We start from the raw sequence: 25,860 nt of genomic DNA, 5'->3' as shown, positions 1-25,860 counted from the left end.
ATGAGGGATGAGCGATAAGGCGTAGTGAAATTTGTGACCGTGCGCAATTTACCGAAGCAGGAAATAGATAACCCTGTATTAATAATTACTTACATAATCCTTACTTTCAATAAACATTAAGATTGAACTTTTTTTCGCCATTCAATACCTCTGGATAATAAAAAAATGCTGATCCCCTCTAAACTCAGACGGCCTGCAAGGCTGCAAAATACGGTTGTTCGGCAACGCTTGTTAGATAGACTTTCCGCGGCGGCTAATTACCGTCTGGCTCTTATCACCAGTCCCGCCGGTTATGGCAAGACGACGCTGGTGGCGCAGTGGGCGGCGGCAAAGCAGGATTTAGGATGGTATTCCCTGGATGAAAGCGATAATGAGCCCGAGCGATTCGCCAGTTACCTGATTGCGGCATTCCAACAGGCAACCGGCGGCCACTGCCAGCGCAGCGAGGCGCTGGCGCAGAAACATCAATATGCCACTCTGTCGACGCTGTTCATCCAACTGTCGGTGGATTTATCCGACTGGCCGACGCCGGTATTCCTGGTGATCGATGATTATCATTTGATCACCAATGAAGTGATTCATGAGTCCGTGCGGTTTTTGCTGCGCAATCAGCCGGATAACCTCAAGCTCATCGTGCTGTCGCGCAATCTTCCTTCATTGGGTATCGCCAACCTGCGGGTGCGGGATCAACTGCTGGAGATAGGCAGCCAGCAATTGGCCTTTACCCACGAGGAGGCTAAGCGTTTTTTCGACTGCCGGCTGGGAATGCCCATTGACCCCCCCGACAGCAATCGGTTATGCGATGAGGTGGCCGGCTGGGCAACGGCCCTGCAATTGATCGTGCTCTCCTCGCGCCAGTCCGATACGCCCGCCAGTAAGACGGCGAAGCGGCTATCCGGCATCAACGCCGGTCATCTCTCCGATTATCTGGTGGACGAGGTGCTGGATCGGGTGGATGAGTCCACCCGGCGTTTTTTGCTGCGCTGTTCGGTGCTGCGTTCCATGAACGATGTGCTGATCGGCCATTTGACCGGCGAAGAAAACGGTCAGCACCGGCTGGAGATGACCGAGCATCAGGGCTTGTTTATCCAGCGCATGGATGATTCCGGCGAATGGTTCTGTTTTCATCCGCTGTTCGCCAGTTTTCTGCGGCAGCGCTGCCTGTGGGAATTGGCTGCGGAGTTGCCCGCCATCCACCGCAGCGCCGCCGAAGGCTGGCTGACGCTGGGCTATCCGGCGGAGGCTATCCACCATGCCATGTCCGCGGGGGACCGCGAGATGATGTGCCGCATTCTGTTGGACAACGGCTGGCGGCTGTTCAACCGCGGTGAACTGGCCTTGCTGGATCGCTGTCTGAAACATGTGCCTTATGACGATCTGATCACGCTTCCCAGGCTGGTGCTGCTCAAGGGCTGGCTGGCCCAAAGCCAGCACCGCTGCGGCGAGGTGGCGGATATGCTGGCCCATGATAAAGCGCAAATGGAGGCCCGCGACGTTGAGATCAGTCCGATGCTGCAGGCGGAATTCAACGCGCTGCTGGCTCAGGTGGCGATAAACACCGGCCAGACCGACCAGGCGGAGTTTCTGGCCGCCGAAGCGCTGCGCCATTTGCCGATGTCCAGTTTTTACGGCCGTATTGTCGCCATGTCGGTAACCGGGGAAGTCGCCCACTGCAAAGGGCGCTTGACCCATGCCTTGACCATGATGCAGCAAACCGACCGGATGGCCCGGCAGCATGAGGTCTATCATTACGCCCTGTGGGCGCTGCTGCAGCAAAGCGAAATATTGATTGCCCAGGGCTATTTGCAGGCGGCTTACGATATCCAGGAGAAAGCGTTCGCGCTGGTGAGGGAACAGCATCTTGAGCAATTGCCGATGCATGAATTTCTCCTGCGCCTGCGCGCGCAGCTGCTTTGGTCCTGGGCGCGCCTGGAGGATGCGGAGCAGGCCGCCAAAGCCGGACTGAACGTGCTGGCCAGCGCCCAGCCGCAGCAGCAGTTGCAGTGTCTGGCGATGCTGGCGAAATGCGCGCTGGCGCGCGGCGATATCGACGATGCCCGCCGTTTGCTGCACCGTTGCGATAATCTTATCAACAGCGGACAATACCACAGCGACTGGATAACCAATGCCGATAAACCGCGGGTGATTTATTGGCAATTGACCGGCGATACCGTCGCCGCCGCCAACTGGCTTAATCAGACGGTAAAACCGGATTGCGTCGATAACCATTTCCTGCAGGGACAATGGCGTAATATCGCCCGCGCGCAAATTCTGCTCGGCCAGTTTGATGAGGCGGAAGTGGTGCTGGATGAATTAAACGACAACGCCAGGGCGCTGCAGTTGGTGAGCGATTTGAACCGCAATCTGTTGCTGAACAACCTGATCTATTGGCATACCGGCCGCAAAAGCGAGGCCCAGAGCGTGCTGATAGAGGCGTTGACCCTGGCCAATCGTACCGGGTTCATCAGTCATTTCGTGATTGAAGGGGAGACGATGGCGGTGCAGTTGCGCCAGCTGTTGCAGCTGGGCATCCTGCCGGAGCTGGAGCAGCAGCGTACCCAGCGTATCCTGCGGGATATCAATGCCCATCACCGGCATAAGTTCGCTCACTTCGATGAGGAGTTCGTGCATCAGTTATTGCAGCATCCCCAGGTCCCCGAGCTTATCCGCATCAGCCCGCTGACCCAGCGCGAATGGCAGGTGCTGGGCCTGATTTATTCCGGCTACAGCAATAATCAGATTGCCGGCGAGCTGGATGTCGCGTCCACCACCATCAAAACCCATATCCGCAATTTGTATCAGAAACTCGGTGTGGGGGAGCGGCAGGAGGCGGTGTCGCAGGTGAAGCGCATGCTGACGATGATTGGGTATCAGGTGTAGGGCACGGTCTCCCTTTAGCACGAATAGTGGCACGATCGGGAAAGCGGGCCCGGCCCGTCTAGAAATGGGTATTCAGGCTCATATAGAAGGTCCGGCCCGGTTCGTTGTAGGTGGCGGCGCCTGCGCCGTACATATAGGCGCCGGTGGTATCGTTGCCGGTGGTTTGGGCGTTGCCGGCCCGGAATTGGCGTTTATCGAACAGGTTGTCGATGCCCAGGGTGACGCTGGCGTTCTTGGTCACCTCATAGGTTCCGCTCAGGCCGACAATGGCATAGGGGCTGACCTCCCTGGTTTCGCTGCCGGTTACCGGTTCGCCTTTGTAATTGTATTTTTTCGGTTTTTGGCGTCCGTACCACGATAACGTCGATTGAACCGATAAATCTTGCCGCGCCTGCCAGCTGAGGGTGGAGTTTAAGGTATATTTCGGAATGATCGACAGATAATCTCCGGTCTCTTTGTTCTTACTTTCAATCATATACGTCATATTATTACTCCAGGTCACCGTATTGGTCACCGGGATGTTCAGCATACCCTCCAATCCTTGCACCACCGCTTTGGGTACGTTTTCCCATTTATAGATGTCGGAAGCACCATTGGAAGAGACGCCGGTGGGCACATAGCCCGCCTCGATTTTATTGCGATAATCGTTACGGAAATAGGTCACTCCCGCCTGATAACCGCCACGTTTGAATTCCAGACCGATCTCTTTATTGATGCTGGTTTCAGCATCCAGGTCCTTATTGCCCAAGAGATAACAGCCGCCGGTGCTGGCGGCGCAGCCCTGGCCGCGGCTGTACAGCAGGTAATTGGGGTTGGTTTGAAACAGGCTGGGGGCTTTGTAGGCGCGGGCGATGCCCATTTTCAGGGTGAAATCGCTGCCGAATCCCTGGGACAGATTGAGGGACGGGCTCCAGTTGTCGCCGACGATGGAGTGATGATCGAACCGCAGGCCCGGCACCAGACTTGTGCTGTCGGTAAGCTCGATATTATCGTCGGCGAATAACGAAAATATCTCCGCCGACGCGTACGGGCTGCGGCCGGTGCTGGCGATACCGGGAATGTTTCCCCCCAGCAGGGTCTGGGTATTGGAGGCCGGGTCTTTCATCTTCTGCTGATTCCATTCGGTGCCGAAGGTTGCGGTCTGGTTTACCCCAAGCTCAAAGGGGACGCTTAACTCACTGTGCGCCAGCAGGCTGTCCAACCGGATGGTGGAAAAGCTGTCGTCGGAGAAAATGCCTTCGGTGCCGCCGGCCAGGCCTTCATCCAGGCGGGTGTTTCGGGTTCTTTCAAATTGCAGGTAATTGAGGGTGCTGATGCCGCTGTCCCAGTAGCCGCGATAGCTCAAGGCATGGGTTTGCCGGTACAGCCGATTGGTTTCTTTGCCGTAATTATCTTTAACCAAATCACTGGTGTTGGTGTTTTGGGTATCGCCGGCGTACAGATTGCCCTGGCGGCTAAAGGTGGTTTCATACTCCAGCGTTTGCATCGGCGCGAAATCCCAATGCAGCAGGGCATCGATATTCTTGTCAATCACCCCTTCCCGGCCCGCCGGCAGGGTATCGGCGTAGGTACCGGTGCGCAGGGACTGGTGGCCCCGGTTGATATCCCAGGCGTCGGCCTGGGTTTTGCCGTAGCCGCCGGTGAGGCGAAAACTGAACTGATCGCTTAGCGGGCCCTCCAAACTGAAATTGGTGCGCTTGGTGGCGCCTTCATCGTTATGTTGCGGCACATTGAAATAGGTATTCCACGATCCGTGCCATTCGCGGGTTTCGCGCTTGGTGATGATATTCACCACCCCGCCGGCGGCGCCATTGCCGTAACGGGCGGCGGCCGGTCCGCGCAGAACGTCGATATGGTCGATCATTTCCGGCGGCACCCAGGCGGTATCGCCCCGGGTATCGCGCTCGCCGCGCCAACCCTGGCGCACCGAATTGCGGCTGCTCACCGGCAGTCCGTCGATGAGGATCAGGGTGTTTTCCGGCCCCATGCCGCGGATATCGATCTGGCGGTTATTGCCGCGCTGGCCGCTGGTGGAGTTGCCGGTCAGGTTGACCCCCGGCATGGTGCGGATGATTTCCGAAACGTCCCGCGCCGGCGGACGTTTCCTGATTTCTTCGGCGCTGATGGTGGAGACCCCCGGCGCCTGTAGATTTTGCTGTGCGGCGGTGACTACCATGGTTTCGCCGCCGGCGGTTTTTTTCTCATTGTTTTCGGCGCTTTTATCCGCCGCCGCCACGACTTCCTCGTCGTCATTGGCCGTCAATGCGGCGGCTGCGAGCGCCGATGTGCCCAGCCCAAGACCTATAAGGGTCGCTAAGGAATAACCTGCTAATTTCATGGCTAAGATCTCGAATTCTCTGCCGATTCTCAGGCGGAGCGGGGTTAGCCACCGTCTGGAAATGGCACATTGTTATCGTGAAAACAGACGCCTGCGGCGCTGCTTATACCGTTGCGGCGTTCCCTGGCCGATTAAAAAAATTCCCATGGCAAAGCCGCCATCCTGGCAAAATGACTATGAATACATAGGAAGCTTTACACATTATTGCAAATAGAAATAATTATCAATAGTATTAAGATTGCGTTTTACAAAGGCTGATTACCAATGGTCACAATAATGCTGGGACGGGCGGATGCAGGGACGAAGGAGTGGTGGCGGGAGATAGCGGATCACGGCACCCCATGGGTGGAAAAAGATCGGGACGGCCGCTATCGGGTAACTTTTTTGTGGCGCGATCCCGGCGGGAATGCGCAAACGTCGGCCCTTCGCCGGGTATGGCTTAATATCAACGGCATTACCGACCATCATCAGTCCCTGGCGCCGCAAAGCCTGGAACGTTTGCCCGGCACGGATGTCTGGTACCGGCAAACCTGTCTGAGCGCCACCTGGCGCGGAAGTTATTGCTTTATTCCCCGTGAGGACGATACTCCCTTTCCCGCGGCGGCGGGGAGTCGCCCGGAGACGGAGATGTCGGCATGGCGTCTGTGGTGGGGAGGGCTGCTGGACAGCGCGGTACATGACTCACTAAACCCGTTGCGCTGCTGGGTCGGCGCCCGCGGCCATGGATTATCCCCCCTGCATATGCCGCTGGCGCCGCCGCAAACGGCTTGGACCGATGTGGACAGGCGGGGCGCGGACTCGCGGGCCTTGCGACCGCCTTCGCCGGCGCGGCTTGAATGCCGCCGCTGGCACAGCCGGCGGTTGGGCAATAGCCGTGATGTCTGGGTTTTGACCACCGGGCAGCAGCAGCCCCATCGCCGGCCGTTGGCGATATTGCTCGACGGTCGGTTTTGGTCACAGGAGATGCCGGTTGCCGTTCCGCTCAGCCGGCTTACCCGCGAGGGCCGCTTGCCGGAGGCGGTGTATGTGATGATCGACAGTGTCGATACCCGGCAACGAAGCCATGAGCTGACCTGTAATGCGGAGTTCTGGCTCGCGGTGCGGGAAGAGCTGATGCCGTGGCTTGGGACCTGGGCGCCCTATCGGCCCGATCCGGCCACTACGGTGGTGGCCGGGCAAAGTTTCGGCGGGTTGGCGGCGATGTACGCCGCGCTGCATTGGCCCCTGAGCTTCGGCCTGGTGCTGAGTCAGTCGGGTTCCTTTTGGTGGCCCCATCGGGACCCGGGACGCATCGATGGCGATACCCGCGCGTCCGGCGAGCTGTTAAGGCAGTTGGAAGACGGACTGGGCGCCGGTCTGGCTCTTGGAATGTATATCGAAGCCGGCATTCATGAACCGTTGATTTACCAGGCTAACGAACGGCTGCTGGCGCTGTTGCGGCCGTCCCGCCATCGCCTCCGCTTCCGGCGGGTGGACGGCGGCCATGACGCCCTCTGCTGGCGCGGCGGCCTGCTGGACGGCCTCGAGTCGCTCTGGCGCGGCCCGGATACCCAAACGACGGTCTAGGGTAAACCCCGGCTAATGCGGGTGGCAGGCTCCGACGGACGCCGGGACGATGGGTGGCATCGTCCCGCAGTTTGCGCCCGCGCGGGCGGATTCACGGCGTGTTCGGGATGTGACAACCCGTCCCGGCAGGCCGTGTTGGCCGGCGACTCATGTTGACGCATCCGCCGGGTCGCGGCCCAGCGGCACAATCAGCGGCGTGTGGGATACCGGGTCGTCGATAATGATACAGCGCAGGCCGAAGACCCGCTCCACCAGTTCGGCGGTGACGATGTCCGACGGCGTCCCCTGGGCGACAATCTGCCCATCGCGCATGGCCACTAAATGAGTGGCGTAACGGCAGGCATGGTTAAGATCGTGCAGCACCATCACCAGCGTTTGTCCGGCGGTACGGTTCAGGTGCCTGAGCAGTTCCAGCAGATCGATTTGATGGGCGATATCCAGCCAGGTGGTGGGCTCGTCCAATAACAACAGCGGCGTTTGCTGCGCCAATACCATGGCTATCCAAACCCGTTGGCGCTGTCCGCCGGAGAGGGTATCCACCGGCTGCTGCGCCAGCGCTTCGATACCGGTGGCGCGCATGGCTTCCCGTACCGCCGCTTCATCCTGTTCCCGCCAGCGGCCGAACAGCGATTGATGGGGATAACGCCCCCGGGCCACCAGGTCGCCCACCAGGATATCTCCGGGGGCGGCGGGGCTTTGCGGCAATAATCCCAGCCGGCGGGCCACCTCTTTGGTGGCGTAGCGGCGGATATCCTCGCCGTCCAGCCATACCCCGCCGCCATCGGGGCGCATCAGCCGGCTCAAGGCGCGCAGCAGCGTGGATTTGCCGCAGGCGTTCGGGCCGATAATGACGGTCAGGCCGCCGTCGGGAATGGACAAGGACAAATCACGGGCAACGATCTTTTTATCATAACCCAGGGTCAGGTTTTCCGCCCGCAGGCGAGACGGCGGCAAGGGGCAGGGGTTCATGTTTTACGGGACTCCCGGATTAACAATGCTATCAGGTAGATGCCGCCGATGCAGACGGTGACCACCCCCACCGGCAATTGATAGGGGCTGAACAGACGCTGAGCCGCCAGGTCCGCCGCCAGCAGCAGCAGCGACCCGGTTATGGCGGCCAGGGGAATCGAGGCGGTGCCGCCGACCGCCAGACGGCGGGAAATTTGCGGCGCCACCAGCGCGATAAAGGATATCGGCCCGGCGACGGCGGTGGCGGCGGCGGTAAGCGCTACCCCCGCCGACATCAGTCCCAGGCGCGTGCGCTCCGCCGATACTCCCAGCCCGCGGGCGGCATCGTCGCCCATTTCCAGTAGCCGCATGGAACGAGCCAGCGCCAGCGCCAGCAGCAGCGCCAGGGCGATGATTACCGCCGCCGGCAGGCATTTGGCCCAGGTGATGCCGTTGAGGGATCCGGCGCTCCATAACCCGGCGGAGAGGGCGGATTCAAGCGAGGCGCCCACCACCAGGGCCGTATTCGCCGCCACCAGCAGGGCGCGGACGGCAATACCGACGATAATCAGCCGGAAGGTATGAATGCCGTTGCGCCAAGCCAGCATATAGACCGCTACGGCGGTCAGGCCTCCGCCGGCCATGGCGGCGGCGGTAATAGTGGAGTAGCCGCTGTTGAACAGGACTATCGCCAGTAAGACGCCGCTGTGGGCGCCGGTATTGAAACCCAATATATCCGGGCTGCCGAGGGGGTTGCGCATCAACGATTGAAAAATGGCGCCGCTGGCGCCGAGGGCCGCCCCCAATAACAGCGCCACCGCCACCCGCGGCAGCCGCCAATGGGTGACCACAATCCGCACCGGGTCGGGGGCCGTTCCCCATAAGGCCTCCATCACCTGCGGGATGCTGAGGGGAAGCGAGCCGGTGCCCAGCGACAGAACCGCCAACGCCAGACAGCAGCATACCAGCAGGCCGCCGGTGAGGAATAAACGGGGTCCGCGCCGGACGACGTAATTCATAATCGTTTAAGCTCCCGGTGATTACGTACCAGCGCAATCAAAACCGGCGCGCCGATAAACGCCGCCACTACTGAAACCCGCAGTTCCCCCGGCACGATGACCCGGCCGAGTATATCCCCGGCCAGCAGCAGCACCGGCGTCAACAGCAGGATGAAGGGCAACAGCCGCCGGTGATCCTCCCCCGCCAAACGACGCGCCATATGGGGCGCCATCAAACCGATAAAGGCGATGGGGCCGACCAGCGCGGTGGCGCCGCCGCACAACAGGGTAATGGCCGTCACGCCCAGCGCCTGGGTCATTCCTATCCTTGAGCCCAGGCCTGCGGCCACATCGTTGCCCATGGCCAGGTTATTCAGTCCCCGGGTCAGTCCCAGGGCCAAAACCGCCCCCAGCATGATGGGCGCCGCCACGATTTTTATCACCGCCATAGAACGGATATCCAGCGATCCGGCCTGCCAAAAGCGCAGTTGGTCATAGATAAGGGGATTGATCAAGGCGATGCCCGAGGCAATGCCGTCAAGGACCGCTCCCAGCGCCAGGCCGGACAGCGTCAGGCGAATGGGATTTAGCCTGCCGCCCCCCGCCGCGCCGATAAGCGCCACCAGCAGCGTGGCGGCCAGCGCGCCGAGCAAGGCGAACATGACATAGAGGTCCGGCGAAGCGGCGCCGAAAAAGGCCAAGCCCAGCACCACGGCGAAACCGGCTCCGGCGTTCACGCCCAGTATGCCGGGATCCGCCAGGGGGTTGCCGGTCAAGGTTTGCATCAGCGCCCCTGACAAACCCAGGGCGATTCCGGCCAACAGGCCGGCCAGCGTTCTCGGCAGGCGGGCGTCGAGCACGATAAGGCAATCGGTGGTACGGCACGCCTTCGAGAGCGCCTGGACAACCGTGGCGAAGCCGATGCTTTTTGCCCCCACCAGCAGGCTGGCGGCGAGGGTCAACGCCAACACCAGGCATAACAGGACTAACTTATGGGACGGGCGCATAATCCTCCGCATCATCATCGGGATAAAGACAAGAGCCGGCTATTCTTTGCGGCGCAGGCTGCCCGATAACGCCGCCGGCGCCGACTCGTGCGGGCTACCCCTGGACGAAGTAGTGCTCGAGCGTTGTCAAAACATGGGAGGCGCTGTAATAGTCGAGGCGAAAGGTATCGCGGCCCAGAGCGTATACGCGCCGATTGCGCACCGAGGGCAGATGCGCGAGAAAAGGATTCGCCAGCAGGGCGTCGGCGTCGGCCTCGTCGGCGGCAAACAACAACAAGCTCTCGCCATTCAAGCCGTCCGCCAGGTTCTCGCCGGAAAGCTGCAGGATATCGCCGCGCCGGCCCATGCTATGGCTTTGCGCCAGATTGTCCGGCGGTACGGCCAGTACGAAACCCAACTGCAGCAGCAGCCGGCCCTGGGGAGAATCGGCGGTCCACAGGTTGGCGGCTTTGCCGTCGCGGTGGTACACCAGCGCGGATACCGGCTGCGGCGGCAAAGCCAGTCGCTGCCGCAGGGCCTGCCGTCGGCTATCGAAATCTTTGACAATTTTTTCGGCGTCGTCTTCACGCCCGGTGGCCCGGCCGAGCTCCACGGCCACCTGCTGCCAGCTCTGGTTGTCGTAATTCACCACCAGGACCGGGGCGATGGCCGATAATTGATCGTGAAGCCGCAGGGCCGAATCGCCGCCGGTGGCGGCGATGATAATCAGGTCCGGGGCTTGTGCTGCGATGGCCTCGGCATCGGGTTCGCCGATATAAAGCCGTTTCACGCCGCGCCGTTGCGCCACCTCGCCCCACTGGCGTAAAAACCCCTGCCCGTCGGCGACGGCGTTATTAGGGGTGGTGGCGCCGCTGGCAATGACCGGCGCGCCGATGGCCAATAACGTTCCGGTAAGGGTAACGCTGGTGGATACAATCCGCTGCGGCATCCGAGGTAGGGTAATGTCCCCTTGGGCGCCGGCGATCTGGCGGGGCCAGCCCTCTGACGCCGGGCACCAGCCGGGGGCAAGGATAAGCAGCAATAGCGCCAGCAGGGGAATGATTACGCGGTGGGTACTCAGGAGACCGGGCATGGGATACGCGTCCAGGGGACTAATTAGGAATGCGTATCATTTTCATTGTTAACGGAATAAAAGTCCAGCAATTCGCAAAGAGAAGGCCTCGGTTAAGAGGCCCGGGTACTTCAGCCCACCGGCAGGATTTTGCGGCCGAGCTGCTCGTTAATGACCTGCGCCATGGCCAGGTAAATGGCGCTGGCGCCGCAGAACAGCCCGACATAGCCTGCAATCACCAGCAGCGGTTTGTTGGCGGTGATATCACCGATGGCCAATAAAGCGAACAGCAGGGTCAAGGTGCCGAACACCACCTGTAATGCCCGGCTGGCGGCCAGGGTGGCGAAAAACATGAACAGCGTGAACACGCCCCATAGCGCCAGATAGACGCCGAGGAACACTTCATCGGCGGGATCGGCAAGCCCCATGCGCGGCAGGACCAGAATACCCACCAGGCTGAGCCAGAACGCACCGTAAGAGGTAAAGGCCGTAGTGCCGAACGTATTGCCGTGTTTGTATTCCATAATGCCGGCAATCATTTGCGCGATGCCGCCGTAAAAAATGCCCATACTGACGATAATGGACGTTAAAGGGAAAAAGCCCGCGTTATGCAGATTAAGCAATACGGTGGTCATACCAAAACCCATCAATCCCAGCGGGCCGGGGTTCGCTAACTTGGTGGTGTGCATATAGCCTCAGTGATAGAAAGAAAAAGCGAATTCATTATCCCCATGGCCGCGCGGTGAGGAAAATCATCCCATCGCGCAGCCTGGGCCGCAGCATCATAAAGATCCCGGCGCGATGAAACAATGATTTGAACAGGCTATTAGTAGGGGAATATCCGGCGGTTTGCCTGGTGATGTTAATGCCATCCCAGCCGGCTGCTCAGTATGGCGGCGTAATTTTTCACTGCGGCGATAAGCGCCTCGCCGTTTTCGTTGAACCGGCTGGAAATGGCCGCCACATTCAATGCCGCCACGGTTTCGCCTTTGCCGTTGAGCACCGGCGCCGCGACCCCCGAACCGCCGATGTCGATCTCCTGATCGGATACCGCGTACCCGTCCCGTCGGGCCTTGGCGATATGGGCCTTGATTTGTCCGCGGTCCACCAGGGTATGCCTGGTGTACTGCACAATACGTTCCCGTGACAGGTAATTATCGATTTGGGCGTCGTCCCGCCCCGCCAGCAGGGCACGGCCCATGGCGGTGCAATAAGACGGCAGACAGCTGCCGAGGGGGGATTCATACCGCACCGGTTGCGTGCCGCTGCAGCGTTCCAGCGTTTTCAGGCGGCCTTCGCCGTTGAGCACGCCGAGCATAATGGTTTCACCGCAGCGATCCCGCAGTTCGCGCATTACCGGCAGCGCCATTTCGCTAAGGCGCGCCTCCGGCCCGCAAATCCAGCCCGGACCCTCGCGAAAGGCGTTATTCAACTGATAACGGTCCGTTTCGTCCCGTATGGCGTAACCCCGCGATACCAAGGTGGCCAGCAGATTATGGGTACTGCTTTTCGGATAGCCCAATTCGTCAACAACTTCTTTCAGGGACAGGGGTTTTTCCTCATGGGTCAATAATTCAAGCACTTCCAGCACCCGCACCGCGCTTTTTACTTCGTTCATGTATGTGAATCCTATTCTTGTTGCTGAACCAATTTTTACTATGCTAGAACATTTATTACAATCATTATTCACTGGCAGAGTTACCGATGAGCCATGCAGCGCCGCTGGACCCCATAGCAATCGAGCTTGTTCGTCACGCTTTCCATTCCATTTGTGATGAAATGGCGGAGTCTCTGGTGCGTTCCAGCCATTCCCCTAATATCAAAGAACGGCGGGACTGTTCGTGCAGCGTTTATGATGTCAACGGCGATATCGCCGTCCAGGCGGAGCATATTCCCATCCACCTGGGCGTTATGGCGGGGGCCTTGGGTCACATCCTGGCCGCGTATCCGGCGGCAGAAATGGCGCCGGGAGATGCTTTCCTGGTTAATGATCCCTACTATGGCGCTAATCATCTGCCGGATTTTATCGTCGTCGGACCGCTGTTCGCCGGGGGCGAGATGGTGGGCTTCGCCGCCAGCATGGCGCACCATACCGACGTGGGCGGACTGACGCCGCGCAGCATGCCGGCCACCGCCACCGAAATTTTCCATGAGGGCTTGCGCATCCCGCCGGTGAAGCTGGCCGCCGCCGGCGCGGTGGATCAAAACCTGCTGACCCTGATCGGCGCGAATTCGCGTTTGCCCGAGGAGCGCATGGCGGATCTCGGCGCGCAGATTGCCACCATTCAGGTGGCGCAAAACCGTATCGACGAACTGGCCCGTCGTTATGACATGGCGCAGTTGCGGTTCGCCATGGCCCAAATCATCCGCCTGTCGGAACAGACCACCCGCGCCTGTATCGCCGCACTGCCCGACCAGGTATGGACCGGCGAGGCCCAGGCCGATTTCGGCGGCGTCATGATTCCCCTGCGGGTCGCCATCAGTAAAAATAACGACGTGCTGAATATCGATTTCACCGGCAGCGGGCCGCAAACCGAGAGCCCGTTCAATTCCTGCCTGGCCAATACCCTGGCCTGCGTGTATATGGCGGTTCGCATTACCCTGGCGCAGGGCATCCCGGCCAATGCCGGCATGTACCGCGCCCTGAATATCACCATCCCGGACGGTTCAATCCTTAATCCCCGCTTCCCGGCGGCCATTTCCGCCGCTACCCAGGTGTCTTACCATACCTTTGAAGCCTTGATGGACGCCCTGTCGGCGTTTTCGCCGGCGCTGGTGCTGGCGGGAACCGGCGGCGGCGGGGTATTTTCCTTTGGCGGCCCGAATCCGCGCACCGGCCGGCTGTTCGCCTATGGCGAGGCGCTGGGGGGCGGTTCCGGCGCCAGTCATGTGGCGGACGGTGAAAGCGGCATGATACCGCCGGTGGCCAATTTGCACGATACGCCGGTGGAAGTGCTGGAAATGAGCCTGCCGGTGCGCATCCTGCGTTACGAACTGGTGGAGGGATCGGCGGGGCGGGGGCGCCAGCGCGGCGGCTTCGGTCTGCGGCGCACCTTCCAGATGCTTACGCCGGTGCGCTGCTCCTTCCAGGTCAGCATGCCCACCCGCGGGCCGGACGGTTTACTGGGGGGAACCGCCGGCGCGCCGACCCGCATCATCGTGACGCCGCCGGATGCGAAACCGCGGCACATTACCGGTTTTAGCGAGCTGTCGGCCCCGGCGGACACACTCATAGAAGTGGAAACCGCCGGCGGCGGCGGATACGGCCCGGCCGCGGAACGGGACTCCATGGCCGCGGAACAGGACAGGCTTTATGGCTATGGCGTCCATGGGTTGGGCTTTCAGGCACAGGAGAAGCAAGCATGACCGGTTTATTGGCAGCCGTGGACGTGGGCGGCACGTTTATCGATGTGGTGGTCAGCAACCCCGCCTCGGGAGAAACCCGTATCGCCAAGGTTCTGCACCGCAAAGGGGATCAGGGCAACGATATCCTGGCGGCCCTTGATGCCCTGGCGGTGGAAATGGGCGCCCGCGCCGCCGATATCGAGGCGGCGGTGGTGGGGACGACGGTGGTCACCAACGCACTGCTTGAAGGCGCGCTGGCAAAAACCGCCTTGTTGACCACCGAAGGATTTCGCGATGTGCTGGAAATCGCCCGCATGACCCGGCCCTCCTCCTACGATCTTCACGCCAGGCGCGCGCCGGTAGTGGCGCCCCGGCATTTGCGCCTTGAGGTGCCGGAACGCCTGGATTTCCAGGGCCGGGTATTGAAACCCCTGAATGAAGCGGCGCTGGACCGTTGCATTGAGCGCCTGCGGGAAGCCCGGGTGGAGGCGGTGGCGGTAAGTTTGCTGTTTTCGTTCGTCAATCCGGAACATGAACGGCGGATCGGCGAGAAGCTGGCGGCGCTGGGGGTGCCCGTCTCGCTGTCATCCGAGGTTTTGCCGGTATTCCGCGAGTACGAGCGCACCACCGCCACGGTGCTTAATGCCGCCACCATGCCGGTGATGGGGCAGTTTCTCACCGGTCTCGAAACGCTGAAAGATAACGGTCCGGCGCGGACCTTTGTCATGGGTTCCGCCGGCGGCTGCCTTACCTTTGCCGAAGCCCGGCGCTTTCCGGTGAAATGCGCCATGTCCGGTCCGGCGGGCGGCGCGGTGGGGGCGTTGGAACTGTCGGCCCGCCACGGACTCGGCGAGGCCCTGACGCTGGATATCGGCGGCACCAGTTCGGATATCGCGCTGCTGCGCGGCGGCGCCATTCCGGTCACCGATGAACGGACCATCGGCGGTTATCCGGTGGCGGTGGCCTCGGCGGAAATCGAAACCATCGGCGCCGGCGGCGGTTCCATTGCTTATCTGGATCGCACCGGATCCCTCAAGGTCGGTCCCCAGAGCGCCGGATCCACGCCGGGGCCGGCCTGTTATGGCCGCGGCGGCGACCAGCCGACGGTGACCGATGCCCATGTGGCGTTAAACCGCCTTGGCGTGCGCAGCATGCTCGGCGGCGATTTTGTCCTGGATCGCGATGCCGCCGTGGCCGCCATCGAACGGCATATCGCCGCGCCCCTGGGCCTGAGCTGGCAGCGGGCGGCCCAGGGCATTTTGCAAATCGCCACCGCCAACATCGTGCGCGCCATTCGGGCCATGTCGGTGGAGCGGGGGCACGATCCGCGCCATATGACCTTGATTGCCTTCGGCGGCGCCGGCCCGCTGCACGCGGTGGATGTTGCCCGCGCGCTGGATATCCCCAGGGTGTTGATTCCCTATTATTCCGGCGTGTTTTCCGCTCACGGCATTTTGTCGGTGGATATCGCCTACGACGCCCAGCGCACCTGGCTGCGCACCCTTTCCGCCATCGATGCGGCCGAACTGGCGGCATTAACCGGCGAAATGAGGGAGGCGCTGCTGGCGCGGGCCGCCGCCGACGGTTTTATGCCGGCGGAGCTGGTTATCGCCTGGTCGGCGGATTTGCGCTATCAGGGGCAGTCCCATGCCCTGACGGTGGATTTACCCATCGCCGACAGCGAAGGATTGGCCGCCAGCCGGACGGCATTTCTAGCAGAGCACCGGCGGCGCTACGGCCATGCCTCCGAGACCCTGCCGGTGGAGTTACTGAATCTGCGGCTGAAAATCAGCCGGCCGCGCCCCGCCGCCGGCGAAGCGGCCACCGCATCGACCCGGACCGCTGAGCCGGCGGGCCGGCGCCAGGTCTGGCTCAGCGCGGAAGCGTGCGTCGAATGTCCGGTCTACCGGCGTACCGAACTGCCGGAAAATTGGCGCGCCATTGGCCCGTTGGTGATCGAACAGTTCGATACCCTGACGCTTATCGGCGCCGGCGACCGGGTGGAGGTATTGCCCGGCACCCGAGCCTTGTCCATAGTTATCAACCCCCAAACCGTTTGACAACCAAGCACCCCGAGGAGATACCGAATGAAATTTTCTATAAAGCACGGCACGGCACTGCTGGCACTCGCCGCCACATTAAGCGTCTGTGCCTGGTCGGCCCAGGGGGCTGAAGGGTTTACGAAACTGCGGGTCGCCGCCGATCCCAGCTATCGGCCGATCTCCTTTCAGGATCCGTCGGGCAAGCTGGTGGGATTTGACGCCGACTTCGCCGCCGCACTCGGTAAGCATATGGGCGTGCCGGTATCCTACGAGGGGATGGCTTGGGACGGTATTATTCCCGCCCTGCAGGGAGGCAAGATCGATGCCATCACCAATCTGGTGATTAGCGACGATCGCAAAAAAGTGGTGGCGTTTTCTGAACCGATCATGACGCAAACGATTGTCCTGGTAGTCAAAGCCCATTCCGGCCATGAACAGCTCACCGCCGCCGATCTGGGCAAACTGAGGGTGGGCGTCATGGTCAATACCGCCGCCGCCACGGCTCTGCAGTCCATGCAGGGCGTTACGCCCACCACCTACAATACGGTTGTGGACGCCTATAATGATTTGATGCTCGGCCGTATCGATGTGGTGGCGGTGGAAAGCGTTAACGGAGCCTACATCGTCGCCAGCCAGTACGCCGGTAAGCTGGCGGTGGTGAAACAGCCGCTGACCAATGACGTTAAATTGAACGGCGTGGCGCTGCGCAAGCAGGACACCGCCGGATTGCAGCAGGTCAATACCGCCATCGACAAAATGAAAGCGGACGGAACCCTGGCCGCCATCGCCGTCAAGTGGTTCGGCAACGCCGACAACGTGCCGAAATAAACCGGGCGCCGGTGTGTTTATAAGATTGCTATGAGGCCGCAAGATGCCAGATATGACGGAGAGGCCGCCGGGGAACGATGAAATGCCGGTGCTGCGAATCGCCGGACTTTGCAAATCGTTCCACGGCGTTCCGGTGCTGACTGATGTCTGTCTTGATATCGCACGGGGTGAAACCGTCGCCATCATCGGGCCCAGCGGCGCGGGCAAGACCACCCTGCTGCGCTGCGTAAATTTCCTTAACGGTTACGACAGCGGCAGCGTGCTGATCAGGGGCGAACAAATCGGTTACCGCCAGGTGGGACAGCGGCGTATCGAAGACAGCGACGCCAATAACAGCCGCATGCGCCGCAAGACCGGCATGGTGTTCCAGCGTTTTGCGCTGTTTCCGCACCTGAGCGTGCTGGAGAACCTCATTGAAGGACCAATCCGGGTCCTTCGGCAGCCGCGCAGGGAGGCGGTGGCGCGGGCCATGGCGGTATTGACGTCGGTGGGCCTGGCGGATAAGGCCCAGGCTTATCCCGCCTGGCTTTCCGGCGGCCAGCAGCAGCGGGTGGGCATTGCGCGGGCGCTGTGCATGGAGCCGGAACTGCTGCTGTTTGACGAGGTGACGTCGGCGCTGGATCCCGAGCTGGTGGGAGAGGTGCTGGCGGTTATGCGGCGCCTGAGCGAGGAGGGGCGCACCATGCTGATGGTCACCCATGAACTGCGTTTCGCCCGTGATGTTGCCGACCGCATCGTGTTTATGGAGCAGGGGCGCATCATCGCCGATCTCCCGGCCCGGCAATTCTTTGAACAGCCGCCCAGCGTTCGTATCGAAGCATTCCTGGCGTCCAGCGCGTCAAAATAGCGATGGCTTAGTTGTTAATTAGGGGATGGTCCGAGCAATGATTGACTTTTTGGTGGCGTATTCGCCGCTCTATTTAAAAGGCGCCCTGGTGGGCCTGTCGCTGACGGTTTTCGCCATGATCGGCGCATTGCTGATAGGTCTGCTGGTGGCCTTGGGCCGGCTATCCCGCCGTACTCCGCTGCGTTTGCTGTGCCTGTGTTATGTCACGCTGTTTCGGGGCGTGCCGCCGCTGGTATTGCTCTATCTGGTGTATTTCGGACTGCCGGCCTGGGCCAGTCAGGCCGGCAGCCCGGTATTGATAAAACTGCTGAGTCCGCTGGATAACCGCCTGTTCGCCGCCACCCTGGCATTTGCGGTAAACGCGGGCGCCTACACCGCCGAAATCATCCGCGCCAGCATTACCTCCATCCACAGCGAGCAGTTGGAAGCCGCCCGCTCCATCGGCATGACCTACCCGCAGGCCATGCGGCGTATAATACTGCCGCAGGCCTTGCGGGTGGCGTTCCCGCCGTTATGCAATGAGTTCATCATTGTGCTCAAGGGCACCTCCCTGGCCTCGGTGATAGGCGTGACCGAACTGATGCGTAACGCGCAGATGGTCGCCTCTGCCACCTTCCTGAATCTTCAGGCCTATCTGCTGGCGGCGCTGTTTTATGTGGTCATGGTTATCGTGCTGCAAATCGCCTCCAGCGCCATAGAGCGGCGGCTGGGCTCGCCCGGAGGCAACCGGTCCTAATCTTTTTCCCTTGGCCGTTTAATTTGTTACAGTACTCTTTTAGCGGGCGTTGGGACGACCAGGGGAATGATGGACAATAAACAGCGCGAACCTGAAATAAGCGCCGTGGCCATGGCGGGAGAGCTGCGGCTGGTGCTCGGCAATCTGAGCCGTCGATTGCGTGAACAGGCGCATCCCGGGGATTATACCCAGTCGCAAAAATCGGTTATTCTGCGCCTTGAGCGTGAAGGCCCCGCCACCGTCACGACCCTCGCCAAGGCCGAGGGCGTCCGCCCCCAGTCCATGGGCGCCACGGTGGCAACGCTTGCGGCCGCCGGTATGATAAGCGGCACGCCGGACCCCACGGACGGCCGCCAGACGCTGTTATCCCTGACCGAGCGCTGCCGCGAGCTTATCAAGGCCGGCCGGGCGGCACGTGAAGACTGGCTGTTCCATGCCATCAGCCATCATTTCGCCCCTCACGAGCTTGAACAGCTCGCCGAGGCGATCCAGCTGCTTAAGCGCCTGGCGGAAGCCTGAGCGAGGCAATGCCGGCGGTATAAGCCGCTGAGCTTGTTGACAAAGTGCCCGGTCGAGACAGGCTGCAAGCGCGTAAACACGCCGTGACTCCCCCTCCGTCACCGGGTTTTTTCTCCTTCCCTTCATGCCCCATGCCCTATATAATTAACGAATGTTAATTAAAGTAGGTTTTTGCCGGCGATTCGAGCTTGAAAACAAGAAAATTTAAACTTTTTTTATGATTATTTTCAGTCTCTTAAGTAATAAATTAACGATCGATAATAAAAAGTTGTTGATCGGCCGAGGTGAGAGGGATAGTATTTAGTTATCGAACGTTAAGAAATTAACGTCAAAGACAAAAACCCTTAAATTACGAGAGAGACAACATCATGAAAAACGTAAAATACACCATCGCCGCCATCGCACTGGGCACCCTGTCATTCGGAAGCTTCGCCGCTGATCTGGTCAGTTCCGCTCCGGCCAACCAGCAGCAAGTCGGCGTCATCAGCGTGAGCGGTGGCCACGACGTAACCTCCATCGAAAGCCAGCTGGCGGACAAAGCCGCCCAGTCCGGCGCCAAATCATTCCGTATTACCTCGGTCACCGGTAATAACCAAATGCACGGCACCGCGGAAATATATCAGTAAGCTTATTTATCGGTAAACGAATAGCCCCGGCGGGGAATTAAATCCCCGTCCGCTGAATAAAAAACGCATCTGCAGGAAATAACGATATCGCTGTCGCTATTTCAAAAGCACTTTATTAAAGAGAGACCGTGGAAATGAAAAACATTAAATACGCCATCGCCGCCATCGCATTAGGTAGCTTGTCATTCGGTAGCTTTGCCGCCGACCAGGTCAATTCGGTCCCGGCCCGGCAGCAGTCAATGGGCGTGATAAACGTCAACGGCTACGACGTGACCTCTGTGCAAAGCGATCTGGCGGAAAAAGCCGCCCAGGCCGGCGCCAAATCGTTCCGTATCATCTCGGTGACCGGTTATAACGAAATACACGGCAAGGCCGAATTATATCAATAAGCACTGTTTGAAATTGATAATCAGCAAAAAGAATTAGCACTAACAAATTGCCCCGGAGGGAAAAGATATTCCCCTTCGATGAAAATAATCATCTGCATGAAATAACGATATCGCTAATCGGTATTTCAAACATTACTTTTAAAGAGAGACCGTGAAAATGAAAAACGTAAAATACACCATCGCCGCCATCGCACTGGGCACTCTGTCATTCGGTAGCTTCGCCGCCGATTTGGTCAGCTCGGCTCCGGCCGAACAGCAGCAAGTGGGCGTAATCACCGTTACCGGCGCCCATGACGTAACCTCTGTTGAAAATCAGCTGGCGGAAAAAGCCGCCCAGTCCGGCGCCAGATCGTTCCGTATTACCTCTGTTACCGGCAATAACCAAATGCGCGGCACCGCGGAAATCTACGAATAATGGTATGACGGATAAATGAGCCAGGGTAGGATGCCCCGGCTAAGCATCAGATTCAAAGAAACGCCGGCAAAATCCAGTGATTTGCCGGCGTTTTTTAATGCCAAATTTTATTCGAAAGAGCCTAGATAATCTTTTTTACCGATCGCCAGGCCCAGGTGACGCAGGATGTCGTAGGCGGTGGTGATATGGAAAAAGAAATTCGGGATCGCCATTTGGAATAGGTAGTCATTACCGGTGAAGGATTTTTCGCTGCCGCGCATGTTCATCACGACGGGGCGTTCGCCGCTGTGTTCAAACTGCTCCGGATGTAAATTACCCAGAAAAGTCAGCGTCTTGGCAATACGGGTCTGCAATTCGTCAAAGGTGCTTTCGGTATCGGGGAAGCTGGGGATTTCACAGCCCGCCAGGCGCGCAGCGCCGCCTTTGGCCGCATCGCTGGCGGATTGGACCTGTCTTGCCAGGGTGAACATATCCGGCGCCAGCCGCGCGTTGATCCAGTCTGACGGCTCGATGCCCTGTTCCTGGACATGGGCCGCCGCTTTAGCCAGCAGGTAGGATAGATTGGTCAGCATGCGGATAAAAACAGGCACTGATGCCTGATAAAAACTGATGTTCGGTTGTGCCGTGGTAACCATACAAAACCCTCTTAGGGTAATCGAACAGAAAAAAAAGAGTAAGGCGCCGGTGGCGCCCTCTCGCAGCCGCTATCAAATTAGGGCCGACGCCCGGTGCCGTCAATGTTTTTCTAACGAGCGCTATTAAATTCCCCCCGCCGGGCCAGGCCAAGATGCAGCAAACCGGCAATCAACAGCGACGGCAGGGTGGCGCCCACCTGGGGATAGTCCCGCAACAATAGCTGATACACCGCGATACCCACGATCCAGGCGGCGAATGCCCGCCAGGACAAACCGGCGCCGGGGGCCGGATTGCGGCGGCGGCGGACCAGGAAATGTTCCGCCAGCACCACGCCGAACAGCGGTGAAAAAACCGACCCGATAAGCAGCAGGAAATTTTCGTATTGGGATAACGGTACCTGCCAGGCGATGAGGGTGCAGATGAGGCCGATAATCAAGGTCAAGGGCTTCACCTGGCGCGGAATGAACAGCGCCGAGGAGAGCGCCGCCGAATGGATGTCGGCAAAGGCGTTTTCATTTTCGTCAATGAGGATCAATAGCAGCGGGATGCCCAGGGCGGCGCCGGACAGCGCCACCAGCAGCGCGTTGGCGTCGCCGTTGCCCACATACGCCAGAGCATAGGCTCCGCCCAGAACCATCATCCACAGGCTGCCCAGCAGGTAACCGCCGAGAGTGCCGAGAAAACTTTGCCGCGCGCTTTTGCCGAAACGGGTGTAATCCCCGATAAGCGGCAGCCAGGACAGCGCCATGGAGATAACGATATCGCAGCCGGCGGCAAACGGCAGGCTGCCGTTGCCCGTCGCCGCCGCCAGCCGGTGAATGTCCCCGTGCCGCCACAGGGACAGGCTCAGCCAGGCACAGGCGATAAGCAACAGATAAATACCCCAGCGCCGTAATACCAGCCGGATAAAGGCCAGCGGGCCACCCAGGGCGATGGCCGTGGCGCCGATGCCGAACAGCCATGTCCACAGGGCGGCATTGGCCCAGATACTCTGGCTGCCCAGCGCGCGAGCCGCCAGCAACGACGCCGCATCGCGCATCATGACAATCTCGAAGGCGCCCCAGCCAATCAGCTGCAGTAGATTCAGCAGCGCCGGCACCGAGGCTCCCTTTTTACCGAGGCTGTAGGCCATGGAGGCCATGGAGGAGCGTCCGGTATCGAAACCTATCACGCCGGCCAGCGCCAGCAGCAGGCATCCCAACAGCGAACCCAGCGTGATGGCATAGAGGGAATTCACCATGCCCATGCCGGGGGAGAGCACGGCGCCGGCCTGCAGCACCGCCAGGCCGATGCCCAGGGAGAACCATAACGAAAAGAAGTCCCGCCATCCCAGGACCCGGTCGGTCTCGGTAATGATCCTGTCCGGAGCGTATATATTGTTTTTCATCGGGTTATCAGTTTTTTTGCACGGATAACGACAATAGCACAACCTTATTCCGGCGTAGACGGCGAATCGATGCCGCGACCGACAATTAATTTCAGTGAGCCGTCAAAACGGCGCATCTCCGCCAGTCCCTGGACCAGGTTCTGCCATTGATGTACCATGAACGTCGCCATGCCGGCATCAAAGATCCCGTCGGCAAAGGGTAGCGCCTCGGCCACGCCTTCAATGGCCCGGGGCAAATGCGCCGGCCGCTGGGCGCGCATCGAGGCGGAGGGTTCCAGGGCGGTGACCTCAAGATCGGTGGGTTCGTAGGAACCGGCGCCGGCGCCGACGTTCAGTACCGTGCGCGCGGGCCGGAGGGCCTCTCTGATTAAACCGGCGATGGCGGGATCGGGGCGGCGGTAGCGGGAATATTCCCGGCCGATAACCCCGTAATCCGCATCGCCGGCGCTGCCGTCGTCGAAACGCTCAGACAAAATTAACCTCCTGATGGATATAGTGGCAGGTCTTCTCTCTCTATAGCTTAAATGGTTCTCCATGTGCCGCGGCACGGGCATGGCTAGTCCAGGTTTTCCCCATCCGCCAGCGCAAGCTGGGTCAACCAGAGACGGGTATCGAATTCAAGCTGATGATAGCGGGGCTCCATATGGCAGCACAGCTGATAGAATGCCTTGTCATGCTGTTTCTCCTTCAAATGCGCCAGCTCATGCACGGCGATCATCCGCAGCAAGTCGGCGGGCGCCTTTTTGAATACCGTGGCGATACGGATTTCCGCCTTGGCCTTGAGTTTGGCTCCCTGAATACGCGATACGGCGGTGTGGAGGCCGAGGGCATTCTTAATCACATGAATCTTGCTGTCCCAGGCAACCTTGTCCACCGGCGGCGCATTCCGCAAATAGGCGTTTTTCAACCCGACCACATACTGGTAGAGCGCTTTGTCGCTGGTGACGCTATGGGTTCCCGGATAGCGCTGCTGCAATACCGCTCCCAGGCGCTGCTCGCGAATCAAGGTCCGCACCTGCGCCAGCAGATGCTCCGGGTATCCCTGCAGATAAGTCAATTCGGTCATGCGTGGTCGCGCCGCTGTAGTTATCGAGTTATGTGGTTACGCCCGGAGAGTCCAACGGCGTCCATGAGACGATTATACCCGCTAACGGGCAATAGGGCGAAGGAGGGATAACGGCACCCGCGGCCGATAATCACGCCGGCCGGCGGTGGGGTAACGATTTCGTGAAGTGCAGCACTTTCTGGCCGGCGTAACCATGGAAAATGAAAAGCACAGGGAAGCAGTGGCTTTTGACAATAATCTAAAAAGGATAGCGCACGGACCGATATCTGCCGCTGAAAGCCTGGAACCGCCGGGCATCAAGCGGACGGGGCGTGCGCATTTTTTTCGCCGCGCCAACGGCCAGGGGGAATCAATCAGACCGCTACGGACATGCCGCCATCCACAAACAGCAGGTGTCCGTTGACAAAATCAGAGGATTTCGCCGCAAGAAATACCGCCGCGCCGATGAGTTCCTGCGGATCGCCCCAGCGTCCGGCGGGGGTACGTTTGGTGAGCCAGGCGGTAAAAGCGTCATCTTCTTCCAGGGCTTTGGTCATATCGGTACTGAAATAACCGGGGGCAATGCCGTTTACCTGGATATTATAGCGGGCCAGCTCAACGCACATACCGCGGGTCAGCATTTTCACCGCGCCTTTAGACGCGGCATAGGGTGTAATATTATCCCGACCCAGTTCGCTTTGCATCGAACCGATATTGATGATTTTGCCGCGGTTCCGTTTCACCATATACCGTGCGACGGTCTGGGAAACCAGAAACACCGCCTTTTGGTTCACGGCGATAACGTCATCCCACTCCTGCTCCGGAAATTCGGTAAAGGGATGGCGCCGCTGGATACCGGCATTATTTATTAACACATCTATGGCGCCGATAGTGGATTCAATGCGCTGGACGGCGTCCTTGACGGCGCCGCTGTCGGTAACGTCAAACGGCATCGCATACGCGGTATAACCCTCTTCCCGCAATTCACGCACCGCGTTATCCGTACCCTCGGCGGTGGTGCCGTTGATAATGATATCCGCGCCGTACTGCGCCAGTCCCCGGGCCAGAATAAAACCTATACCCCGCGCGGAACCGGTGATTAATATCTTTTTGTTCTGCAATGAAAAGAGCTCGTTCATTAGAACTTCCTCTGGAATCGACTCAAATAACCAACCGTACCCAGGATCGTAGCCGCTGTTTTATCCTTTGCCATGTAAAGGTTTGACTATTTCGATGCTTCGTTCCAGTTTTTCTTTTGCTCCATGATAGTCCTGCAAAACAAGGGCAATAAACAGCGTATCCAGCAAATTGAGCTGAATAATGCGGGCTACGGCATTCTGGCCTAATAACGGACCGCCGCGGGCGGGGCTGAAGATGGACAAATCGGACAGTTGCGACAGAAGCGAAACATTATCATTGGTAATACAGATGATTTTTGCGCCCCGGTCCTTAGCCACCTGCACGGCCTGCAGCAGTTCTCGGGTATCGCCGGATTGCGAAATAACAATCACCACATCCCCTTCCGCTAGCTGGCAGGCCACCATGAGCATCAGGTGATAATCGTTATAGGAGTGGCTGAGGATGCCGATGCGTAATAGCTTGTGCTCAAAATCCAGGCACACCGTGGCCGAACCGCCGACACCGAACAGCGTAACATGCCCGGCCAGCAGTATCAGTCTGGATGCTTCGGCGATAACCGTCGGATCAGCGACGGACTGGGCTTCTTTTAACGCATTGATGGAATTATTGAATATTTTATCCAGCACCAGCTCAATGCTGTCGTCCTCAGAAATTTCTTCTTCTTTATCAAAAGGCAGAGCGGCAAAATAGGACCATAACGCCTGACGCAATTCACGAAAACCGGTATAACCCAGTTTTTTAGCCACTTTGACGATAAGGGGTTCCGAGACATTCAATGACGAAGCGACGTGTTTGATGCTGGTTTGTTTATCCACGTTTCCTCTGGTGATGAACCACTCGGCAATGCCGCGCTCCGTCGTATTGAGCTGCGAGAGCGACATTTTTATCTTAGCGCCAATCGCCAAGGCATTTTCATTGTTGATCAAATCCACCATTTACCACCCTCCTTAACAGGTCAAGGCTGTCAGTTATAGCAAACCGGCCGGTGACAATGCCATCCCGCCAGGGTTTGAAAAAGCATGACAATACCGGCCATGGCGGAATATTCATAGAAGTAAAAAAATTTGTGAAGATTTGCCAAGGGCCAATAAAACGAAAGAACCGGCGCGGTCTGCCG

24 protein-coding genes are annotated in these 25,860 nt (G+C 59.3%); 11 read left to right on the top strand and 13 right to left on the bottom strand.

What is annotated here, in order from left to right:
- Positions 1–165: 165 nt before the first annotated feature.
- Positions 166–2,880, top strand: coding sequence for an HTH-type transcriptional regulator MalT (malT, locus tag ACL2XJ_RS05140; protein ID WP_132924953.1), 2,715 nt, complete (start codon positions 166–168; stop codon positions 2,878–2,880).
- Positions 2,881–2,938: 58 nt separating this feature from the next.
- Here malT and ACL2XJ_RS05135 read toward each other — a convergent pair whose 3' ends face one another.
- Complete coding sequence (locus tag ACL2XJ_RS05135; protein ID WP_413725853.1) at positions 2,939–5,218, bottom strand: TonB-dependent siderophore receptor; 2,280 nt, start codon at positions 5,216–5,218, stop codon at positions 2,939–2,941.
- 264 nt (positions 5,219–5,482) lie between these two features.
- Between ACL2XJ_RS05135 and fes the strand changes: the two genes are divergently transcribed.
- Positions 5,483–6,784, top strand: a complete 1,302-nt coding sequence (gene fes, locus ACL2XJ_RS05130; protein ID WP_413725852.1) for an enterochelin esterase — start codon at positions 5,483–5,485, stop codon at positions 6,782–6,784.
- A 147-nt stretch (positions 6,785–6,931) separates the two neighbouring features.
- Here the strand turns inward: fes and ACL2XJ_RS05125 are convergent, their stop codons facing one another.
- The 6 genes from ACL2XJ_RS05125 to ACL2XJ_RS05100 form a co-directional block, all read right to left on the bottom strand.
- Positions 6,932–7,753 carry an ATP-binding cassette domain-containing protein gene (locus tag ACL2XJ_RS05125; RefSeq protein WP_203520636.1) on the bottom strand — a complete coding sequence of 274 codons (822 nt, stop codon included), beginning with the start codon at positions 7,751–7,753 and terminating at the stop codon, positions 6,932–6,934.
- Positions 7,750–8,751 (bottom strand): iron-enterobactin ABC transporter permease, encoded by a 1,002-nt coding sequence (gene fepG, locus ACL2XJ_RS05120; protein ID WP_413725851.1) that lies wholly within the window; start codon positions 8,749–8,751, stop codon positions 7,750–7,752. Before fepG ends, ACL2XJ_RS05125 begins: the two co-directional genes overlap by 4 nt.
- Positions 8,748–9,737, bottom strand: coding sequence for a Fe(3+)-siderophore ABC transporter permease (gene fepD / locus ACL2XJ_RS05115; RefSeq protein WP_413725850.1), 990 nt, complete (start codon positions 9,735–9,737; stop codon positions 8,748–8,750). Before fepD ends, fepG begins: the two co-directional genes overlap by 4 nt.
- Before the next feature lie 94 nt (positions 9,738–9,831).
- Positions 9,832–10,809 (bottom strand): Fe2+-enterobactin ABC transporter substrate-binding protein, encoded by a 978-nt coding sequence (fepB, locus tag ACL2XJ_RS05110; RefSeq protein ID WP_413725849.1) that lies wholly within the window; start codon positions 10,807–10,809, stop codon positions 9,832–9,834.
- Positions 10,810–10,919: 110 nt separating this feature from the next.
- The gene (gene satP, locus ACL2XJ_RS05105; protein WP_132924967.1) at positions 10,920–11,477 is read right to left on the bottom strand and encodes an acetate uptake transporter; all 558 of its coding nucleotides are present in this window, start codon (positions 11,475–11,477) and stop codon (positions 10,920–10,922) included.
- A gap of 173 nt (positions 11,478–11,650) precedes the next feature.
- Positions 11,651–12,406, bottom strand: coding sequence for an IclR family transcriptional regulator (locus ACL2XJ_RS05100; RefSeq protein WP_203520644.1), 756 nt, complete (start codon positions 12,404–12,406; stop codon positions 11,651–11,653).
- A gap of 86 nt (positions 12,407–12,492) precedes the next feature.
- On the opposite strand from ACL2XJ_RS05100, the gene ACL2XJ_RS05095 reads away from it, so the two are divergent.
- The 9 genes from ACL2XJ_RS05095 (at position 12,493) to bhsA (ACL2XJ_RS05055) (ending at position 20,535) form a co-directional block, all read left to right on the top strand.
- Positions 12,493–14,154, top strand: a complete 1,662-nt coding sequence (locus ACL2XJ_RS05095; protein ID WP_413725848.1) for a hydantoinase B/oxoprolinase family protein — start codon at positions 12,493–12,495, stop codon at positions 14,152–14,154.
- Positions 14,151–16,193: a hydantoinase/oxoprolinase family protein gene (locus ACL2XJ_RS05090; protein ID WP_203520649.1), complete on the top strand. Its 2,043-nt coding sequence runs from the start codon at positions 14,151–14,153 to the stop codon at positions 16,191–16,193. The genes ACL2XJ_RS05095 and ACL2XJ_RS05090 overlap by 4 nt, the downstream gene beginning before the upstream one ends.
- A 27-nt stretch (positions 16,194–16,220) precedes the next feature.
- Positions 16,221–17,003: an ABC transporter substrate-binding protein gene (locus ACL2XJ_RS05085; protein ID WP_413725847.1), complete on the top strand. Its 783-nt coding sequence runs from the start codon at positions 16,221–16,223 to the stop codon at positions 17,001–17,003.
- A gap of 52 nt (positions 17,004–17,055) precedes the next feature.
- Complete coding sequence (locus tag ACL2XJ_RS05080) at positions 17,056–17,850, top strand: amino acid ABC transporter ATP-binding protein (RefSeq protein WP_413726852.1); 795 nt, start codon at positions 17,056–17,058, stop codon at positions 17,848–17,850.
- Between the two features lie 37 nt (positions 17,851–17,887).
- A complete protein-coding gene (locus ACL2XJ_RS05075) occupies positions 17,888–18,586 on the top strand; it encodes an amino acid ABC transporter permease (protein ID WP_413725846.1) in 699 nt (232 codons plus the stop codon).
- A gap of 66 nt (positions 18,587–18,652) precedes the next feature.
- Positions 18,653–19,105 carry a MarR family winged helix-turn-helix transcriptional regulator gene (locus ACL2XJ_RS05070; protein WP_243701507.1) on the top strand — a complete coding sequence of 151 codons (453 nt, stop codon included), beginning with the start codon at positions 18,653–18,655 and terminating at the stop codon, positions 19,103–19,105.
- A 368-nt stretch (positions 19,106–19,473) separates the two neighbouring features.
- Positions 19,474–19,731, top strand: a complete 258-nt coding sequence (gene bhsA / locus ACL2XJ_RS05065) for a multiple stress resistance protein BhsA (protein WP_132924981.1) — start codon at positions 19,474–19,476, stop codon at positions 19,729–19,731.
- 134 nt (positions 19,732–19,865) lie between these two features.
- The gene (gene bhsA, locus ACL2XJ_RS05060; protein ID WP_132924983.1) at positions 19,866–20,120 is read left to right on the top strand and encodes a multiple stress resistance protein BhsA; all 255 of its coding nucleotides are present in this window, start codon (positions 19,866–19,868) and stop codon (positions 20,118–20,120) included.
- 157 nt (positions 20,121–20,277) lie between these two features.
- A complete protein-coding gene (bhsA, locus tag ACL2XJ_RS05055) occupies positions 20,278–20,535 on the top strand; it encodes a multiple stress resistance protein BhsA (protein ID WP_413725845.1) in 258 nt (85 codons plus the stop codon).
- Positions 20,536–20,642: 107 nt separating this feature from the next.
- Here the strand turns inward: bhsA (ACL2XJ_RS05055) and ACL2XJ_RS05050 are convergent, their stop codons facing one another.
- The 6 genes from ACL2XJ_RS05050 to ACL2XJ_RS05025 all read right to left on the bottom strand — a co-directional run bounded on the left by ACL2XJ_RS05050 (position 20,643) and on the right by ACL2XJ_RS05025 (position 25,678).
- Positions 20,643–21,170 (bottom strand): DUF1993 domain-containing protein, encoded by a 528-nt coding sequence (locus tag ACL2XJ_RS05050; RefSeq protein WP_413725844.1) that lies wholly within the window; start codon positions 21,168–21,170, stop codon positions 20,643–20,645.
- Between the two features lie 110 nt (positions 21,171–21,280).
- Complete coding sequence (gene cytX, locus ACL2XJ_RS05045; RefSeq protein ID WP_413725843.1) at positions 21,281–22,558, bottom strand: putative hydroxymethylpyrimidine transporter CytX; 1,278 nt, start codon at positions 22,556–22,558, stop codon at positions 21,281–21,283.
- Between the two features lie 44 nt (positions 22,559–22,602).
- Entirely contained in the window at positions 22,603–23,031 is a 429-nt protein-coding gene (locus ACL2XJ_RS05040) for a class I SAM-dependent methyltransferase (protein ID WP_413725842.1), read from the bottom strand.
- 83 nt (positions 23,032–23,114) lie between these two features.
- Positions 23,115–23,624, bottom strand: coding sequence for a YgjP-like metallopeptidase domain-containing protein (locus ACL2XJ_RS05035; RefSeq protein WP_132924993.1), 510 nt, complete (start codon positions 23,622–23,624; stop codon positions 23,115–23,117).
- 353 nt (positions 23,625–23,977) lie between these two features.
- The gene (idnO, locus tag ACL2XJ_RS05030) at positions 23,978–24,742 is read right to left on the bottom strand and encodes a gluconate 5-dehydrogenase (protein WP_413725841.1); all 765 of its coding nucleotides are present in this window, start codon (positions 24,740–24,742) and stop codon (positions 23,978–23,980) included.
- Positions 24,743–24,802: 60 nt separating this feature from the next.
- The gene (locus ACL2XJ_RS05025; protein WP_413725840.1) at positions 24,803–25,678 is read right to left on the bottom strand and encodes an SIS domain-containing protein; all 876 of its coding nucleotides are present in this window, start codon (positions 25,676–25,678) and stop codon (positions 24,803–24,805) included.
- Positions 25,679–25,860 lie beyond the last annotated feature (182 nt).

Source organism: Sodalis sp. RH16, from assembly GCF_047324245.1.
In the GTDB taxonomy this organism is placed as follows: domain Bacteria; phylum Pseudomonadota; class Gammaproteobacteria; order Enterobacterales; family Enterobacteriaceae; genus Acerihabitans; species Acerihabitans ligni.
This window is presented reverse-complemented; position numbering and strand designations above follow the sequence as displayed.